Below are 18,484 nucleotides of genomic sequence, written 5' to 3'. Positions count from 1 at the left end.
CTGTTAAAGGCGGAGTTCAATATGACTTAAGAAAATGGGACACCGCTGAGCTGTCCGCAAATTGCCAGTAACTTATCCTGAATATGAATATCATCAGCTGCTGCCAGATACTTCGCTTCCTTTCGATGGTAGAAATAACGGCCACTCACTCTGGCTTCTTTATCATCGCTGACTGCAAGCCATACCTGGGTCTGAAAACCTTCTTCCAGATTGTCAGGTGCTCCTGCCCCTCCCATTTTTGTTGGAACCCAACCGGGATCAACAGCATTGGAAAAAACTTCAGGCCATCTACGTGCTACAGCCCTGGAAAGCATTAAGACCTGCATTTTAGAGTCTGAATAACTGGTTTGATCAGTCTTATACGCTAAATCAACCAGCTCAGGATTACCCTGCATATGCATTTCTGAACTGAGGTAAATCATACGCTCTGGCCTGTGGATTAAAGCCGTCAGGATATAGGGAGCCATTGTATTCACAGCAAAAGTCAAATTGGCTGGGACCTGATAAACGCCTGCATTATGAATAATCACATCGAAATGTCCTATGGCATTAACTTCGGCAGCCAGCTTTTTTGTTTCTTCAATACTGGATAAGTCAGCAATGAGTACGTGCTCAGCACCAGGTACATTATCCAGGGCTAATTTAGCCCGCTCTGCATTACGTGCATGTAAAACAACCTGGTGGCCTTGTGCCACCAGTGATTTTGCTGCTAATTGTCCAAGTCCATCGGCTGAACCGGTAATAAATATTCTGGCCATCAATAAAATGTTAACTCAGTTTCCAGTCAGGTCTTTCAAAATGACAGGTGTAGCCATATGGCTGTTTCTGCAAATAATCCTGGTGCTCTTCTTCAGCATTCCAGAAATCAGTTGCCGGAACAACTTCAGTTATTACCTTTCCTGGCCATATCCCTGAGGCATCCATCTCGGCGATTAAAGTATTTGCCGTTTCACGCTGCGTGTCATCCGTATAAAAAATAGCAGACCGGTAAGAGGTTCCGATGTCGTTTCCTTGTCTGTTACGTGTTGTTGGATCATGAATCTGGAAAAAATATTCAAGTAATCCGCGATATGATAATTTTGATGGATCAAATACGATCTCTATGCCTTCGGCATGTGTTCCGTGGTTACGGTAAGTTGCATTGGGTACATCTCCCCCGGTATAGCCTACGACTGTTGAAATAACACCTGGGTAATGACGGATAAGCTCTTCCACTCCCCAGAAACACCCGCCGGCAAGAATGGCTTTTTCAGTATTCATATGATTTCCTTTTTAATTGGATAAAGGTACAGTACAGATGTGTAAAAGGCAAGTGCAATCAATTGATGGATTTTGCTTCTTCTTTAAAAATATCACCATATTTACGTATAATATCAGCAGCCTGATCCCGGGAAAGTATCAGGTAATTTTCACCATATAAGTCCTGACGAAAGAACTTACTGTCTTCTGGTAAAGGATACAGAGCATAGGGAAGTTTAGCCTCCATCAAAGCTTTGTTAATGGTATTAATCAACAAATTATTCTCCCAGAGCATATCTTCACTTTCTGCATCCATCTCATATTTTTTATGTTGCAGGTCAAAGCTTACCTTATTACGTTCACGAATTGAATAATTGGTAAAATAAGCTGTTTTGTGTTGTTGAAGCTGTTGAATTTTAGTGTCTATAAAATTTATAAACCCTTCGATTGTCTGACTTTTATCAATGGTAAATGCATTTGGCAATTCCAAAAGCAGGTTGGAAATTGATTTTGGATTTTTTTCCCTGGCTGAAGCAATTAATTGCTCTCTGTTTTGATCAATTGTGGCTTTCAAAAGTTTCTCCGCTATCAAAAAATCAACAGCGTCAGTGAGCTGAGCATGGTTGAGCCGCTCACTCAGATCGTAATATTCCCAGGCTGCATAATTATAATCACCAGGGCTTCCATTGTAGCAGGCACCTAATTTGCTGGCCAGATATACATTTTTCGCAAATCTGGCTTCGTCCTCTTTTAATAAAGTAAGGAAGAGTGTGTTTTTGTCTTGTGGTTCATAGCCAGTAAATATATCATGATTTGTAAAATACAAACGGCGCTGATCATGCTGATCTTCCAGGTAGTGATTAAGAAACTGAAAGTTCTGAGCGCTGATCCAGCTTTCTGATTCTCTTTCTTTAATTTCTTCTTTATATAATACGTTATTGATCTTTACATAAAGATAAAACTGTCTGTTACCAGATAACATCACAGATTGGTCGTCTGCCTGGTTTTTTATCACATGAACCTCAAGATCTGAATAATTAAAGTTTAAAAGAGAGGCCGCTTTTTTTAGCACTGACTCATAAAATCCCTTGATTTTATCCGGAGGAATGAGACCGTAATTATCTCTGGTCACAAAGTCAAAAGGTTTAATTTCTTTCTCTGCATCAAAAGCCATATAGTTTTTTGTTAGCAGCACAATATCATTTATATTCAGAAGCGTATCTTTTTTATAGCTTTCGGCCAATTTTTTATTAGCCGCCTGAGTTATAAAACCGCTTGCAGTCAGGCTATCCAAAAGTGCCATTTGCTGCTGTTTGTAATAGGGAAACTTATCATGATATAAAATTAATTCACTGATATCACTTATCATTTTACGATGATTAATTGCCGTATATATATCTTTTCCATTGCTGAATTTAGTTTCCATCCTGCGGTCTGAAGGATCAAGCAAACCTGCTTTCTTGATTATATTTATCCAATTCAGATAAGGTTTAACCTGATTAACCCGCTCTTGTTGCAAAGCTTCAGTATCCTCAAAGTAAGATACGCTAAACTCAATGGTACTATCATTGTAAAGTGGGCGGATAGCAGGTCCGAAATATTCACCAAACCGTTCAGCAAGAATTTTTGTAGAGTCGGTATGCGAAATATTGTCTCTATAAAAACCAGCTGCACCAGAGAGGAAGTTAAAAAGATCGGAACGATTAGGAAAATTGTCCGTCAGATAGCGTTCCTCTTTAATTGCAAGTCTCTGTTCTAAATCAGGCTTGTTATTTAAAAGGGAATCAAAGTGGCTGGTCTTGAAAATTTGCTTACCGGGAAGCATATTCTGATAGGATTTAAGAAAATATACCGGACAGTCTATTGAAACCAAAAAGTCTTCATTGAAGCCTCTGTAAATTTCTAATGGCTTTTTTTCTGAAAATCTTTGCAGTTCTGCCCTCCCCTTTTCAGTTAGCAACTGTTGATTTACTAATGATTGTCCAATCTGATTAACCTGGCCGGCAGACAGGCTCTGCGCAATTGCAGTACTGTTTAAAAACACAAATAAGATTAGGATCAGCCTTGTACGTGGCGCTATTTTAGCAGACATTGATTATAAATTTTCCTAATCTATTAAAAATCCGTTACCCGGGCACCATCGGGTAACGGATTACATTAATCTATATGGATTGTTTATGTAATGGCAGATTAAAATAGAAGGTAGCTCCATCACCAAATTCACTTTCAACCCAGATTGTACCATTATGCCGGGCAATAATTTCGGCACTGAGATACAGGCCGATTCCAAAACCAGAAACCTGACTATCATTTTCTACCCGGTAATAACGGTCAAAAAGCTTATTAATATCTTTAGTATTAATACCTATCCCATGATCTCTCACACTCACCTGGACCATTTGATTAATTATGGTACAGGTAACTTTTATATTTTTATCCACAGGTGCATATTTGACTGCATTACTCAAAAGATTAACAATCACGTTACCAATCTTATCATAATCAGCATATACGGGCGTATGGGCACAACCTTGAAATTCTATATGATGACTTGTCTCCATCATTCTGCTTTCTTCTACAACTACAGCAATCAAATCTGTTAAAGAAAAATGGCTTAGGTTAAGTACAATTTTTCCCGATTCTAATCTGGAGACATTCAGAAATCCATTAATCATACCGGTCATCTTTTTAACCTGTTTGGCAGCCATTTCCAATGAACTGTTTACAAATTTGTCCTGGAAAACAATAGCCTTACGCTGAAGTACCTGGATGTATCCGCTGAGTGAAGTCAGTGGTGTTTTTAATTCATGGCTTACCATTGCAATAAAATCATTTTTACGCTGCTCATCCTTTTTAATCATAGAAATATCCATGACTACCCCGGTAAAAGAAGAAAACTCACCTGATTTATCGGCCTTCAGATTACCTACTGCTCTAAGCCACCGGGTTTTCTTGTCCTTATATCCAATAACAGGATAAGAAACATCATAGTCTCCGTTACCATTAAGGGCATTTTCAAGTTTTTCTGCAACGTATGCCCGATATTCTTCTGTAACCTGTCCGAGTGCTTCTTCAATAGTAATTTCATGAGCCGCGTCAAATCCAAATAGCTCTCTCAAGCGTACCGAAGTTATCAATGCTCTGCTTTGGGAGTCTATATGCCAGGTTCCGAAATTAGCAGCCTCAATAGCTAATCTTAAGGCAATTTCTTTATCTTCCAGCTCATCAAAGGTGTTTTTTAAATGTTCGTGAGTTAAAACAAGCTCCTCATTTGAGGCTGCCATTTCTTCATTGATAGCTGCAAGTTCATCTGAAATTTCACGATACTTACTTTCACTGGCCGAGAGCTCTTGTACCCTGGCTTCCACTCTTCTTTCTAAACTCTCATTCATAGCCAGCAATTCTTCCTGACTTTGAGAGAGTTCCTCATTTACTGCATTGAGTTCTTCGTTAGATGCAGCAAGCTCTTCATTGAGTGCCTGTTCTCTTTCCAGTGCCACCTCCTTACTGTAGTACTCCTCCATCAGCTGGCGATTGATTACCCGCTCTGTAACATCAGTAGCTGTATGGAGAATACAGATAGTCTGGTTGAATTCATTTTTTATGGCCCGGTATTCGAAGTCAAAATAAAAGGTCCTGATTTCTCCGTTTACGTTAAGATCGGCAGCTGTATCTATACCAGAGATGGTTATTCCTTCCATCCAGACCTTTTTGAACATCTGGGCGAAAGGCTGCCCTTTGAGTTCAGGAAGTGCGTCTTCTAAAGTCTTTCCTATAACAGACTGGTCTTTATCCCAAATCGTTAACATAGCCTGGTTAGCCATCTGAATCAGTGCATCTTCTCCGATATGAATGGCAGTTGCAGTTTTGGTCTGACTCAAAACCTCGATTAATTGATTTTTATCTAATAGTTGGACGTCGCTCATATGGAAGAAGAAAAATTAGTAGTTCATATAACCAAATTCCTTGTTTTTTGTTTAGTTGCTAGTCAAATTAAATCAGATTTATGGTGAAAGCGATACTGCACAATAGCTATTTATTGCTATTGAAGCCTTATGATTTTGACAATCCGGATAGCCCTGTCAATGAGATGGAAAGGAGGCTGATCAGCCAATGAACTATGAATTCGGGGAACGGGTTTTCCCCGAATTAACAGAAAAATTAATCAGGAGTTGCTGCTATAATATTCTTCTTCGGATAATCAAACAGGATTGAAGTAATTACAGGAATAATAAATATAGCTACGGTGAAAATCGAGATCAGTAAATCTGTCTTTTCACCTTCTATCAGATGAGAGATAGGTAACGCCGGGTAGAAATGAGTAAACAAAGAAGACGTAAGTTTAAATCCCAGTACTCCAATCACAATAAACGCAACCGTCTCCAGAAAACTAAACTTCTCCATTAACTTCACAAATGCCTGTGCTACAAAACGCATGGCAAGAATCCCAATAAAAACACCAATGTAAATAAGCCAGATATGATCGGTAAATGCAACTGCTGCAAAAACATTATCTATAGAAAATGCCAGATCCATTACCTCCACTAATGCTACAGTAGCCCAGAATGCTCCGACTAAACCGACTGTAGATTTATAGATCCAGCTTTTACTTTTATCTATTTCTTCCTCCCCGCTTTCTTTCTTAGCATTCTTTTTTCTGAAGTAATCAAATGCCAGGTATAACAGATAAAGTCCGCCTAATGGTTTTAACCACCAAATCGTAACCAGCCATGCCGCAAGCAGTAAACAAATACTGCGAAATACATAGGCACCAATGATCCCGTATTTCAATGCTTTATCTCTTTGGCTTTTTGGAAGATCCATTACCATAGTCGCCAATACGGCTGCATTATCTACTGATAGCAAGCTTTCTATAACAATTAAATTCAGGATAATGAGTAATCCGGCTTGAATATCGTCGCCTAAAATAGTATGTAATAAATCCATTATATGTTATTATTTAATCGGGTGAGTGTTTAACCTGATCAGCCGGAAGTGCAATCTCAACTCTTCTATTCTTTTTCCTGCCAGCATTACTATCATTTGATGCGATTGGATTTTCAATTCCTTTCCCCGTTGCAATGATCCTGCTTTCCGCAATATGATTTGAAACCAGGTATTTTTTGAATGCATCTGCTCTTGCCTGAGAGATAGTCTGATTAATGGCTAAAGAACCTTCACTACTTGCATATCCGTTTATATGTATTAATGCAGCAGGGTTTTCAGACAAATAAGCAATAATACGTTTAATTATTTTTTTGTTTATCCTGGTAAAAGCAGAAGAGCCCTGACGAAAAGAAACGGGAATTTTACGATTTAAACTGGCTGCCTTATGAGCATTAGCTACATTTTCAACGACAGGCCTGGCTTGACTGGTAGTTGAAGCCGTAACAGATGTATCCACTATACCATGCTGTAATTTAGGCTGAGTTTCAGCTACAACTGCCGCAACCGGATCTAATGGAATGGCTTCAGTTGATGTATGCTGAATAGTGTCCGCTGTTTTTGTATGAGCTGAATAATACCAGATCCCCCCGCCTATTATTAAAACACCAATCAACCCGATAATCCATGTTTTCGATTTTGCAGGATGCGTTGTTTCGGGAACTGCTGCTGTCTCCTTTTTTGAAAGGTCAAATTTAGCTGAGCCTTTAGCTTTACCAGATGAATCCTGTGGAGCAGAATCCTCATTTTTATTTAAATTAAATGCCATAATTTCTATTGGGGTTAGGTGTACATGTCTACTAATGTTTGCAAGCTGCCGCTATGCGCTCTGCCCATAGCTTCGAATTCCCAGGTATCACCAACACGAAATAATCTGCCGAATTCAAGTGCGTCTTCATTGGTATACTGATCTTTCAGCTCATAGCGGAGAATTTCGTTTCCGCTGTTTTCATCAACAATACGGATATAGCAATCATTTACTTGTCCAAAGCTGAGCCCTAAAGTTCTACGGTCTTTTTTATTGTCATGAGGATATTTACAAATCGTACAGCAAATAATAATTTGTTCGATCTTGTGGCTGACTTTCGTTAAATCAATGAACATATCTTCATCATCATCGCCATTACTTCTGGTTCCATCGGGATCATCAATAGCCCCGACAATAGCTCCATCTTCAGTTAGCGGCCTGAACAAGCCCTTCTCTATTTTGTCTTCAATTTTATTCCCCATACGCAGCTGACCATAAAACGTGAAATAGGAATCTGAAGGGATTTTAAAATCATTGCCAATTGAAAATGCAGATACGTCAAGATCAAATTCTGGCCCTCCTGGTTCATCATTAGGATTCCATCCCATTCCGATTTTCACAATTGATAGTCCAGGCGCTGCCTTGGAAAGGGAAAATCTATCCCCTTTACTTAAATTAAAACTGCTCATAGTATGAATTTTATTGATATAAATCTATTAGTGTATTTAAACCTCCGGAGAAGGCTTGCCCAAGTGCTTCTACATTCCAATTCCCGCCATTTCTGGAAATAGTTGCAATGATCAGGGAATCTTCGGATGTGAAATTATCCTTCAACAGGTACTGACATAAAATTGAATTATCAGCCGCATTTCTGATGTTGATATAAGAGTTTAGTACGTGACCGAAATTATGCCCTCTTGTTTCACTTTGATCAATAGTAACCGCAAAATATAAAAACTCAACTTCCGGGTTTATTTTAGCTAAATCAATCTGGATAACTTCATCGTCTCCATCACCTTCACCACCTCTGCTGTCCCCGGGATAATGGGCAGACCCGTCCGGACTTGTCGCATTGTTATAAAAGATGAAATATTCATCTGCCAGGAGTTTACCATTTCCATTCAACATGAATAATGACAAGTCCAGATCTACACTTTGCCCATTAACATGGGCAGGATCCCAACCTAAACCTGCTATAATGTGTGTTAGTCCTGGTTTTTCTTTACTAATTGATATCGGTTTTTTCTTTTCTAATTGTATAGCCATTTTATAATTTATTTAGTTTGAATTATATGCCCTTTTTAGGTGGAAGTGGTGGTAATTTTACCGGATTAACTTTGACCTGAATTACAGGTTTTATTTCAGGTAACTTTGGAATGCTGACCTGCTGTTGTGAAATATTCTTCTCTTTTTTTGGTGGTAATGGAGGAGGCAGTTTTGGAAATGGAGAAGGCAGCTTTGATGCTGGTGTTGCTATTGGAACCGGTGCTGGCATCCTTGGTTTTATGGAGACTGGCGGTGTCTGCGGGGTTTTGAATTGAACAGTATAGTTTGAACTGGAAACTTCTGCAAAAATAGATTTCATAGTATCCTTGATATCAGCAGCTTTAACCTCTTTTACATAATGATATTTTTTGAGTAGTTTATCAGAAAAATAGGAAGTGCTGATTTCTTCTGTCCCCAATAAAATAATAACGTCGTGTACCATTAAACTACCTGATTTCAAAAGGTCATCTATCGCCGTATAAATCATGCTATCGTTAGCATAATACGGAAGCCTGTCTGTAAGATTTCGTTCATTGACCTTGAACCAATACTTATTGCCGTCAGATAGTTCAGCATCACCTTTGATAATGACACCCGGATTTTCAAGCAGGCTTACACAAAAAGGAAGTAAAAAAGCGATCTCGGTATCCTTATCAATTGATAAATAAGAATTCTGGCTGCTAATATATTCAACAATCATATCTGCCAGAATCTTCACTCTGGGGTCTGCCCCCTGCCCCTCTAATTTAAATGAACCAATTTCTTCAGCATTTGCATTTTTATAAAGTTTCAAATAGAGCACATCATCAATAGCACTTAGCAATAGAATAGCTTTTTCTTTACCAACGATCTCTTTTTGAACTAATACCCCGAATAGTATCTTATTGAAATGAATACGGTCTAAGTTAAAGTAACCGGCTTCCTGAAATAAGTTTTCTATCAGTGATTTCTCTTTATCCTCTATATCTGTGTCAAATAAAAAGCGAAGCGGAAAATGCTGCCTATAAGATTCAATGGAGTCAGCTTTATATAAAACAGTATTCAGAAAATAAGACAAGTATTGTTCAATTCCATAATAAAACAGCTGTTTAACAGGTTTTTTGTTCCCGTAAAGAATAAAATGTTTGCCTGGATCTTTTATAATTTCAAAGTAATTTCCGTAAGCATCAGGGTCATGTCTGTTAAACCGCTCTCTGGCAGCAGTTCCAAAAATAAAATTATGGCCACTTACATAAAAGTATAAAGGAATTTCATTTGATTCCTTTATAGTTAATGGCGCATATGCATTCCCGTCCGATTGATACCAGAAAGAAACTGAGCGTTTGGATACTTTTGCTAATACACAGAATTTCATCGATTCTATTGTTTTTGGATACCTTTAAGCAGGTGCTTTTCAAAGAATTTCATTCCTTCTAAAATGATAATCGGAGCTACATAGTCAAATTCTTTCTGGTCTTCATGTTTTCGCTTCTGGGCTTTGATAAAGCCAGGTTCCCCTTTGATATAGTTTTCCATATTCATGTCCTGGAAACCTGCCATAAAATCGGCGGAATTCATTTTTAAGCCAAACATGGTAGAAGAAACTCTATAAAATAAATCGGCAAAGTCCATAAATCTCGGACAAAGTAATTTCCCTTCCTGGGGCAGACAGATAAAGTGATTCCCTATGTGTTCTAACATTTCGGGAGTGATTGAATTCGTTGATTCCAGATATTTGAATTCACCGGCTGGTGTAACTACACAGAAATTATCTTCTCCAAGTATCTCAATAGCTTGTTTATTGGTCGGCACCAGAATACTTGTGATATTAGTGGGAATAGCTAATCCTTTGGAGACTTCGTATTTGACATCGGCATTATCAGTTCCACGCTGCGAATTAATATCAATTATTCTTAGTGGATTGGTACTGATCGGGGTAATAGTTTGCCTGGCTATTGCTTCTCCGCCCATACCTCTGATAAACATTTGAGTATAATAATCATCAGCTGCTGCTGGATTTACTGCGGTAAACCAGTCAAATATTCTTGATCCTTTTCCTGCAAAAGCAATCTTAATTTTAGGGGGAATAGCTTTAACAGCTATTGGGGCATCTTCCGATTTAACAATTTCATTCCTTAATTTACAGGCCAGCTGACCTGCATAAAACATAATTAAACCTGTAACATAAAGATTAATACTCATCATCTCTTTACATTCTGCGGCTATTAAAAGATAAAAAGTTTCGAAATCTGATGCTTCCAGCCGATCAACAACCTGTTCAAAATAATAAGGGGCCGTATTTTCAGAAAATTTATTGATCCCGTTATTTAATCCCTGAATGGAAATGTTCTTCCTTTCACACATCCTTAATAAAACATTTTTGAAGTTTGGAGAGAATTTAGTCGCTTGTGCAACCCTTTCTGCTGCAAAACGAATAGAGTTTTGCTTAATCATTGCCTTTCCACCATCCATCTGGCATAAGGCTGTGATATCAGTTGTACTACCGCCAATATCAAAGCAGAGAACCAATTCTCCCGGGTTAATGGAATAGCCTCCATTTGGCCGCACTAAATAATTCGCGACAGCACAGGCTTCTGAAAGTGATTCTTCATTGCTTAATTTTCTGAAATCAAACCGTACAGGTTTGGTTTCAGTAGCGATATGAACTGCACTGATTTTAATGGAAGATGCGTTTCCCCAACCGCCACCAGCCGCCGGAACCTTAGTCTCATTCCCCCAGCCATTGCCGCTGGCTTCAGTGGTACCCCAGCCTGAAGCTGCAACTTGCGCTTCAATGCCTTTGTTGCCCCAGCCTGAATCGGCTGCCGGACTTCCCCAAATGCTATCACCTGTAGTATCGCCAATATCTGAGAGATCTGAAGGAGGATAAGTTTTTAGTTTGACAGTACCCACAATCGGCGAGATCTCTTTTAATGAATCCCATATTCCTCTGTATTCACTCAACAGTTCTTTACCCATTGATGATGGATATGACCACTTTAAAGTATGAGGCTCATGGCCTTCAATAAATAACTGCGCGTAAACGTGTAATAATAAAGAACTTAAATAAGCAGTTTTATAACTCTTATCTATTGGCTGAGTTGACCATTTCATATTGTAAATCAACTCTGCTCTCCCTACTCTGTTATAGCTTAGAATATACCGGTTATCTTCTGCATTCTCTATGGGCAGATTTTTTTCAAAGCAAGGAAACCCACCTTTAACTGCTTGCGCCATTAAAGAGTCATTGAGCATATTATTGTCATTTATAATTCTCCTGGAATCATGAATGGTAAGCACGGACTTAATAGAGTTGGTCAGAATTTCATCGTTTTGGAAAAAGAAAATCTCATCTTCCAAAGCATGGCGTTTATCATTATTTTTGGCGTCCGTAGCTAGTAATGAAACTCTTTTGTTAGTCAATTTTAAACTTTCACAGACTTCATTTCTCTGATCTGAAAAATAAGCAATAGAGGAATTTGTACTTCCAAAATCAATACCTAAAAATGCAGGGGATAGTGTTTTGGGAGAGTTAAGCATATTTACAGGTAAAGATTGTGTATTACCAGATCCGTCATAACGGATAATCCCAAAACCACAATCAATGCCTGCATGTGCAAATTTTACACCTTTAAATGGCTTATTGCTTTCATAAATTTCATATTTGTATTTGTTGTCTGCTACCGCATTATTTGATGTTACATGGAGCTGTGCTTTAATAGCACCATATTTTTCAGCAATTACAGCTGCTCTGCCATTGCTGGCCAGATATAGGGGGATACCTTTTTCATCCAGTACTATTCTGAAAAAGTCATCATCTACATTACCAACAAATGGTGTAGCCTGAAACTGAGCATCGTTATGCGGAATTTCTGAATAAAGGAAATAGCGGTTCCATTGTTTAGAAATAAAGTTAGGCCACATTAAAATATCCTTCCCTCTGATAGATTCAGAGGTTATTTTATAGATGACCTCTTTAATAATTTCGTCACCGGTTTCTGTATACAGTTTTAAATTGACTGTTAACCGTTCGCCATTCTTATCATTCGGGTCATAAACAGCAGTGATCCTTGATTTTACGTTTGAAGTCTCCGCTATACCTACCAGTGCATCCAGTGTAGCTCCAAAGACATTCAGGGCTAATGGGGTTAGTGGCAAGGTAAAATAGGCATAGTTATTTGGCTGTCCTTTTGTTTCAGCAGCCAATAGAAGTATGGGTTTAGATTTCAGATAGTTCCTGGTTTCTAAACCTTCTTTACCAAAGTCTATTTGAGCAATCTCTGTGGTATCTGGCAAGAGCAGATCTTTAGGATCAAATAGTATTCTTGCTTCTCCCGATTCGTTATAGATGATACCTTCTGATCCAAATAATTCTGTAGAATAGTTGAACAGAATACTGAAAGGATAATTAAAAAGAGCGCCTACTTCTGGTGGTGTCTGATTCGCTAATTTCGGATATCCTTTCTTTTGCTGATAAACCACCATTTCATCAATCCATGCCTGAAGGCAAATGGACATATTGCCATATTCCGGCCTGATTAATTCTGCTAAATCTGCATAATTAAGTCTGAATTTTTCAATGTGATGAAGAATATGCTTAGCGTAACCATAAATTGTAAAGAGTTCGTGTGCGCTTAGTTCTGATTTTAAAGGATCTATAAACTTACCGTTTTGTATGTTGACAAAGGGCAGCTTGTCTTTAAGGTGGTAAGCAACCGAAGTAAATAAAAAACTGTCGGGTGAAGTACCGCCAACTACGTTTCCTTTAAAAGAGATCACATCAATAAATGGTACTTTGTCTGCGTTGTTTGCTAAAGATTGATCGCACCATAAGGGTTGACGCTCAAATAACATATTCCCGAATGCACCTGTAGGTTCATAAATATTTACAGTGTTCATCAGCTGCTGTCCGTCAGCATAGGTCAGGTGAATTCTATTCACCTCAATATCTTTATAGTTTAATGCAATACAGCTGATAAAGCCTTTCCATTCACTAAGCAAAGATTTGTAAAACAACATTAATCCAGAGGCTTCTGCATCTTTGTCCTGTATATTATCGAGTGCACTTTTAAACAAGTTAGCTCTCGCAAATACGGAAGGTATGCCAGAAACAATAGTTCCGATGTTAACGGATGAATTTCCATCTTTATCAACAGCTATTTCCGGTATTAAAATGTTTTTAGTAAAAACTTCTAATTGAGGGATTTTTTCCCAGGCAAATTCAACGCCATTTGGTTCAGTTTTAGCCTGAACTTTAATCGCCAGTGCTTTAATTCTTTTGTCTGACATGTTCCTTTAATTTATATCGAAGTTTTGTGAAATCGTAAGTGCATTAAAAATATGAGCGAGGAATTTTTCTTTTGTAGTATTTACTTTCTGCTCTTCTTTTGGATGGGTATTGATCAGTTTTTCAACAAAAGTGTCATACCTGTTTCCAAAGATCCCTCCTTTTGACCAATGGTGTTTTTCGTCCAGAAACATCGCTCCGACATCCAGTCTTTTCAATTCTGCCTGATTGTCCGGGAATGCCTTGCTATCGAATAAAAATCTGCCTGGTGCAACAGAATTTCTGATCTGATAAAGCCAGCCAGGTATAAACCTCGCATCTTTAAAAGTATAGGCGAAAAGCTTAAAGTATTCATTGATATCTTTACATGCTGCATCAGTAATGGAACTGTACTGATTTAATTTCTGATTTTCACATTGTCTGATAAATCCTTTAATACCTGAATCATTAAAAGCAGCACCGTTTTTACTTAAGGATATATGGGCCAAAGAGAAGAATGCGCCTAATTTGTTGACAAAGATTTCACCCGCTTTATTTTCCTTTCCGACAAAATCATCAAAAGAAAAATTGAATGAATTATCTTTAAATTCTACAGCTTTGTATAAGTAGTCTGCCTTTGCACTATCAAAACCCTGGGTACGGGTAAAGAAGTCATAGGCTGCACAGGCACATAACAATTCTGTTATATGACATGGATTCCTTTGTTCACTCCCTCCTGTTGTCGTTTGATTCGGTGCATTATTCCCGTCTATCTTTTTACTTTCTATTGGCCAGCCAATATGATATAATAATTTATAGCATTTTTGAACGGTAGGATCACTTTGGTAAAATTGTAATGCAGCCTGACTATTTAATGGAAAGAAAGATGAATCTGCAATAACACTATTTCCTTTACTTGATTTTTGTTTATCATCTGGTTTGTTAAAGGTGAAGTATTCGGTGAGTAAGGTAGAACCAAACTTTGCTTTAGAGAAATCTATACTTGAATTTCCATTGGAACGGATCTTTACAAAATCCTGCAGGGCTTTAGGGATCACCGGGATAGATGATGCCCCGGTTCCGCCAAATACTGATCCGAAAATAAAGACCCTGGCTAAAGCACCTGCTTTTTCCAGCTTAGCCATAAAAGAATCCAGTTCCCGCTCCTGAGATTGTACTGTGGATCCTTTCAGAATGTTTCTTGCGGCTTCCACAATTCCATGGTACATCAACATGGAACCCAGGTGTGTCTGCGCACGATAGCCATGGGCAAGGTCAAATTCTTGTACAGAACTGGTATCAAGAAATAAGTCGGAGATCAGTTTATTCGCTTTCTGCTGTTCAGGTGTTCCTGTTGAAATTTTGGAGATATTTTTATAATTCTCCCTGCCAGAACCTGAATAATTTGTCCAGAACCTGTGCAGATTAAGCTTGGCGGAAAAAAAGGTATTTGCATTTGGTGTTCCTCCCGGATTTGTATCTGATGTTTTAATCCGGTTATATAGGTTAATGAGCTCTTCAACCCGGTCTTTGTTCCCGTTATTTTGATCTGTATCTAACGTTAATACTTCTATTTCCTGGTTATCGAACATTCCAATACCACATAAATGGGTGAAAGATTCCAGACAGCGCATTCCGGTACCGCCTATGGCGATTACAAATAATTTATCCATTATAATGTTTTCGAGAATTAAAACCAGTGACCAATTTTGCCGTTAGCAAATACTTTACTCAAAATAAAGCCTAAAAGGATGTATACTATAAATCCAATAGCTGTCCCTATACTTAAAGCATTTAAATAATTGTTGATGACCATCATATTTGCATCTGGTTTGAATACAAAGTAACCCAGCAGATAGCTCAATGCCGGATTTAAAATAGCCAGAATCCAGAACCACATTTTTCGGAGTTGCGGGTCTTTCGGGTTGCTGCCGCCTTCAAATTTGATCGCATTTGCAATGATAGCTGCTAAAAGCAAAAAGATTAAAGCAGTAGTAAGTGAGATGATGTACGCTGATGTAGATTCCATTTGTTGATTAGGTTGTTGTTAATTATTGTTGAGTTTTAATGTAGTAGGAATAGATAACTTTATTTGCTGGTTTAAGCTCCTGCAAGGTGTTTTTCACAGACTCATATAAAGCTATATTAGGTACATGTTTGGCGTTGACCCATTGGAACTTTGATAGTTTCGCATTGATCAGGTTAGGAATAGCGGTATTCAGAATGATATCAACTTTAATTATCCCATTTGGATCCGGAATATTTTTCAGGTTGAACTTTGGGTCGAAAGAAACTCCAAATTCTACATTTTTATGATCCTGGTTTCTGGTATTGGTAAACAAAGTTTTATTTAATATAAAAACCTCGCTAACAGGAGTTACAGGTTGTGGTTTATAAATCCACTGTTCTTTTAACTTTCCGTCAGGCTGGTAACAGGCTAATGCAAAAACATCATTTTCATCATCGGCAAACTTATCCTGACCATCACTCCCTTTAGCTAATTTTGGTTTATGCTTCTTCACTTCAGCGGTTTTAGAAAAGTGCTCAAAATCTGCTGTGATGGACGAAACTTTCACATCAAAATCTCCAAATGTATAACTGTCATCGTTGCTGAGGTCAATGTATAGTTTTCTGAAGAAGTCGTTAAATTGCTGCTGAGCAGCGTAAGTGGTATGAAGCTGAGCGATTGTTTTCCAGTCTACACCTAAAGGATAGAATTCAAAATGATTCCCATTGTTGAGTCCATTAATGTAATTATCTTTTAGATCCAGTACATTTTTAGCGTGCTCTGATTGACCGCTGGTATCATAAAACAAACCACCAGTTTTCTCACCAGAATAAGCAGTTCGCAGTTGGTATGATTGATTAGATAAGTCAAATCTGGTAGTTAAAGAGCCCAGTTTAGATTCCAGTTTGGAAATCATGCTCGATTCATTTGGATTACCGCAATTGAAAATGGTGAAGTAAAGATGTTTGGCAACAGCACCTTCTTTATAGTCTGCAATGAAGAAATGTATTGTGTTTCCTTTTTCAAGCCATTTAGAGAAGGGTATTTTCAGGAAAGCAGTGTTTGTAACTTCGCTATTCTTTTGCCACTCTTCAAAGTCAGTAATCAGCAATGCATCATTGTTTCCATCCACGATTTTTTCAACGGCAGACTGGATTGGAGCCCAGATATCAGCATATTGGGTGGGGTCACTTACGCGCTGGCCTAATTCTGTGGTATTTGCAATATTTAAAGGAATTATTTTATTCGAGCCCAACTTATAAACATCAAAATTCTGAGCTAAAACTGTATTGAAACAGTTTGTCATCATTTCTTTAATACCAGGGTCTGCAAATGCTTTATTGATACCAGAAGAGAAATCTATGTATAATGCTGGATTGCCACTTTTTGAATTGGCATGATTTGGAGCAGCAATATGATTATAGGCTTCAATACGTTTACCTAATTCCTGATCGTATGGGTTGAATTTTCCATCTTCAAATGGATCAACTGGTACATTATTTTTTTTAGTACCGCAAGCAGCCGCTATAATTAATAGCCCGAATACTCCTGTAATCCTGACAAAACCCAAGGTCTTACCTATTTTCATAATTTATAATTTTAATAACTGTTATTTAATCAGATCAATCACTTTATGTTACCTGGCCAACTCTTCAAAAGTATCGAGGTCAAAAATGTTTTTCTTACGGGAAACCGTAAGCTGATCAATTAATCAACAATTACTAATTATCTTATAAACAGATAGTTAATTATAGTTTATGAAGAAACCGGATTCAGGTATGATAGGTAATACTAAATTGGAACGGCAGGAACAGTACCAATTTAGTATTACAGTTATAAATTTTATGGTTTTAAAACTACTTTCACACAGTCTTCTTGCTTTTCATCAAAGATTTTATAGCCGTGAGCGACTTCACTGAGTGGTAAGGTATGGGTAATAATATCATCGAGAACGACCTTCTCCTCTTTCACGAGTTCTATCAGTTTATCGATATGGTTAAGGACTGGTGCCTGACCTTGTTTAATGGTGAGTCCTTTATCAAAAATCCGGAATAGCGGGAAATTGTCATAAGGGCTTCCATAAACACCAAGAATAGAAACTGTTCCACTCCTGCGAACTGCTTCAAAGCACATTTCAAGGACTTTAATGCTACCTTTTTCAAAGTTTATAGTCGCCTTTACCTTATCCATAAAGGTACGTTCTGGCTCAAAACCTACTGCATCAATACAAACATCTGCACCTCTGCCCTGGGTCATTTCACGAATGGCTGCTACCACATCAACCTGATGCGGGTTCAGAGTGTCGACGTTATTCACAGCTTTTGCTTTATCAAGACGATAGTCTAAAGGGTCAATAGCAATAACCCGGCTGGCACCGTGTAACCAAGCTGCTTTTTGTGCCATTAATCCTACCGGGCCAGACCCGAAAATCGCAACGACTTCACCACCTTTGAGCTGTGCCCAATCTACCCCTGACCACCCGGTTGGAAATATATCAGTCAGAAAAAGTGCTTGTTCATCTGTAATATTGTCTGGAATAATTCTTGGACTCACATCACCATAGGGAACACGAACGTACTCAGCTTGTCCTCCGGAATACCCACCGTATAAATCTGTATAACCAAATAATGCAGCTCCTTTTTGATCCATCATATCTCCATTTGGCCCATAATGTTTGTAATTGGAATTCTCACAGCTTGGTGATGCACCATGGTTACAGAAAAAACAGTGTCCGCAGGCAATGGGAAAAGGAACAATGACGCGGTCACCTTTCTTCAGGTTTTTTACTTCGGCCCCCACTTCCTCCACAATACCCATAAATTCATGCCCCATCACCATATCGGTAGTTTGGGGAACTGCACCGCTTAAAATGTGAAGATCAGATCCGCAGATAGCTGTTGAAGTGACTTTCAGGATGATATCTGTGGCAAGTTCAATCCGGGGATCCGCTACAGTTGTATAACTGATATCACCTGGTTTGTGAAATACTGCTGCTTTCATAAGAATAATTTTAGTTTTCGAATAGGAAGGCAAC

The 18,484-nt window shown here is 38.3% G+C and carries 14 protein-coding genes; all 14 read right to left on the bottom strand.

Annotation, left to right across the window (positions count from 1 at the left end; genetic code table 11):
- Positions 1-26 precede the first annotated feature (26 nt).
- A complete protein-coding gene (locus AB3G38_RS04270; RefSeq protein WP_367867257.1) occupies positions 27-758 on the bottom strand; it encodes an SDR family NAD(P)-dependent oxidoreductase in 732 nt (243 codons plus the stop codon).
- A gap of 10 nt (positions 759-768) precedes the next feature.
- On the bottom strand, positions 769-1,260 hold the full coding sequence (msrA, locus tag AB3G38_RS04265) for a peptide-methionine (S)-S-oxide reductase MsrA (protein ID WP_367867256.1): 492 nt from the start codon (positions 1,258-1,260) through the stop codon (positions 769-771).
- A gap of 58 nt (positions 1,261-1,318) precedes the next feature.
- Positions 1,319-3,331, bottom strand: coding sequence for a hypothetical protein (locus AB3G38_RS04260; protein ID WP_367867255.1), 2,013 nt, complete (start codon positions 3,329-3,331; stop codon positions 1,319-1,321).
- Positions 3,332-3,401: 70 nt separating this feature from the next.
- Positions 3,402-5,165: an ATP-binding protein gene (locus tag AB3G38_RS04255; RefSeq protein WP_367867254.1), complete on the bottom strand. Its 1,764-nt coding sequence runs from the start codon at positions 5,163-5,165 to the stop codon at positions 3,402-3,404.
- A gap of 235 nt (positions 5,166-5,400) precedes the next feature.
- On the bottom strand, positions 5,401-6,186 hold the full coding sequence (locus AB3G38_RS04250) for a DUF475 domain-containing protein (protein ID WP_367867253.1): 786 nt from the start codon (positions 6,184-6,186) through the stop codon (positions 5,401-5,403).
- A gap of 13 nt (positions 6,187-6,199) precedes the next feature.
- Positions 6,200-6,952, bottom strand: a complete 753-nt coding sequence (locus AB3G38_RS04245; protein ID WP_367867252.1) for an OmpA family protein — start codon at positions 6,950-6,952, stop codon at positions 6,200-6,202.
- Positions 6,953-6,966: 14 nt separating this feature from the next.
- Positions 6,967-7,620, bottom strand: a complete 654-nt coding sequence (locus tag AB3G38_RS04240) for a TerD family protein (RefSeq protein ID WP_367867251.1) — start codon at positions 7,618-7,620, stop codon at positions 6,967-6,969.
- 10 nt (positions 7,621-7,630) lie between these two features.
- Positions 7,631-8,197: a TerD family protein gene (locus tag AB3G38_RS04235; protein ID WP_367867250.1), complete on the bottom strand. Its 567-nt coding sequence runs from the start codon at positions 8,195-8,197 to the stop codon at positions 7,631-7,633.
- A gap of 22 nt (positions 8,198-8,219) precedes the next feature.
- On the bottom strand, positions 8,220-9,551 hold the full coding sequence (locus AB3G38_RS04230) for a hypothetical protein (RefSeq protein WP_367867249.1): 1,332 nt from the start codon (positions 9,549-9,551) through the stop codon (positions 8,220-8,222).
- 5 nt (positions 9,552-9,556) lie between these two features.
- Positions 9,557-13,465 carry a hypothetical protein gene (locus AB3G38_RS04225; RefSeq protein ID WP_367867248.1) on the bottom strand — a complete coding sequence of 1,303 codons (3,909 nt, stop codon included), beginning with the start codon at positions 13,463-13,465 and terminating at the stop codon, positions 9,557-9,559.
- A gap of 6 nt (positions 13,466-13,471) precedes the next feature.
- Entirely contained in the window at positions 13,472-15,115 is a 1,644-nt protein-coding gene (locus AB3G38_RS04220; protein ID WP_367867247.1) for a hypothetical protein, read from the bottom strand.
- Positions 15,116-15,132: 17 nt separating this feature from the next.
- Entirely contained in the window at positions 15,133-15,471 is a 339-nt protein-coding gene (locus AB3G38_RS04215; protein WP_367867246.1) for a hypothetical protein, read from the bottom strand.
- Positions 15,472-15,493: 22 nt separating this feature from the next.
- Positions 15,494-17,038, bottom strand: coding sequence for a hypothetical protein (locus tag AB3G38_RS04210; RefSeq protein WP_367867245.1), 1,545 nt, complete (start codon positions 17,036-17,038; stop codon positions 15,494-15,496).
- Between the two features lie 254 nt (positions 17,039-17,292).
- Positions 17,293-18,450, bottom strand: coding sequence for a zinc-dependent alcohol dehydrogenase (locus AB3G38_RS04205; RefSeq protein ID WP_367867244.1), 1,158 nt, complete (start codon positions 18,448-18,450; stop codon positions 17,293-17,295).
- Positions 18,451-18,484: the final 34 nt, after the last annotated feature.

The sequence above is a fragment of the Pedobacter sp. WC2423 genome (assembly GCF_040822065.1).
Classification (GTDB): Bacteria; Bacteroidota; Bacteroidia; order Sphingobacteriales; family Sphingobacteriaceae; genus Pedobacter.
The sequence above is the reverse complement of the archived record's forward strand: the minus strand, read 5'-3'. Positions and strand labels throughout refer to the sequence as shown.

Excerpts from the sequence above, each read along its gene's own strand:
- AB3G38_RS04270 (WP_367867257.1), bottom strand. The coding sequence starts at position 758 with ATGGCCAGAATATTTATTACCGGTTCAGCCGATGGACTTGGACAATTA.
- msrA (WP_367867256.1), bottom strand. The coding sequence starts at position 1,260 with ATGAATACTGAAAAAGCCATTCTTGCCGGCGGGTGTTTCTGGGGAGTG.
- AB3G38_RS04260 (WP_367867255.1), bottom strand. The coding sequence starts at position 3,331 with ATGTCTGCTAAAATAGCGCCACGTACAAGGCTGATCCTAATCTTATTT.
- AB3G38_RS04255 (WP_367867254.1), bottom strand. The coding sequence starts at position 5,165 with ATGAGCGACGTCCAACTATTAGATAAAAATCAATTAATCGAGGTTTTG.
- AB3G38_RS04250 (WP_367867253.1), bottom strand. The coding sequence starts at position 6,186 with ATGGATTTATTACATACTATTTTAGGCGACGATATTCAAGCCGGATTA.
- AB3G38_RS04245 (WP_367867252.1), bottom strand. The coding sequence starts at position 6,952 with ATGGCATTTAATTTAAATAAAAATGAGGATTCTGCTCCACAGGATTCA.
- AB3G38_RS04240 (WP_367867251.1), bottom strand. The coding sequence starts at position 7,620 with ATGAGCAGTTTTAATTTAAGTAAAGGGGATAGATTTTCCCTTTCCAAG.
- AB3G38_RS04235 (WP_367867250.1), bottom strand. The coding sequence starts at position 8,197 with ATGGCTATACAATTAGAAAAGAAAAAACCGATATCAATTAGTAAAGAA.
- AB3G38_RS04230 (WP_367867249.1), bottom strand. The coding sequence starts at position 9,551 with ATGAAATTCTGTGTATTAGCAAAAGTATCCAAACGCTCAGTTTCTTTC.
- AB3G38_RS04225 (WP_367867248.1), bottom strand. The coding sequence starts at position 13,465 with ATGTCAGACAAAAGAATTAAAGCACTGGCGATTAAAGTTCAGGCTAAA.
- AB3G38_RS04220 (WP_367867247.1), bottom strand. The coding sequence starts at position 15,115 with ATGGATAAATTATTTGTAATCGCCATAGGCGGTACCGGAATGCGCTGT.
- AB3G38_RS04215 (WP_367867246.1), bottom strand. The coding sequence starts at position 15,471 with ATGGAATCTACATCAGCGTACATCATCTCACTTACTACTGCTTTAATC.
- AB3G38_RS04210 (WP_367867245.1), bottom strand. The coding sequence starts at position 17,038 with ATGAAAATAGGTAAGACCTTGGGTTTTGTCAGGATTACAGGAGTATTC.
- AB3G38_RS04205 (WP_367867244.1), bottom strand. The coding sequence starts at position 18,450 with ATGAAAGCAGCAGTATTTCACAAACCAGGTGATATCAGTTATACAACT.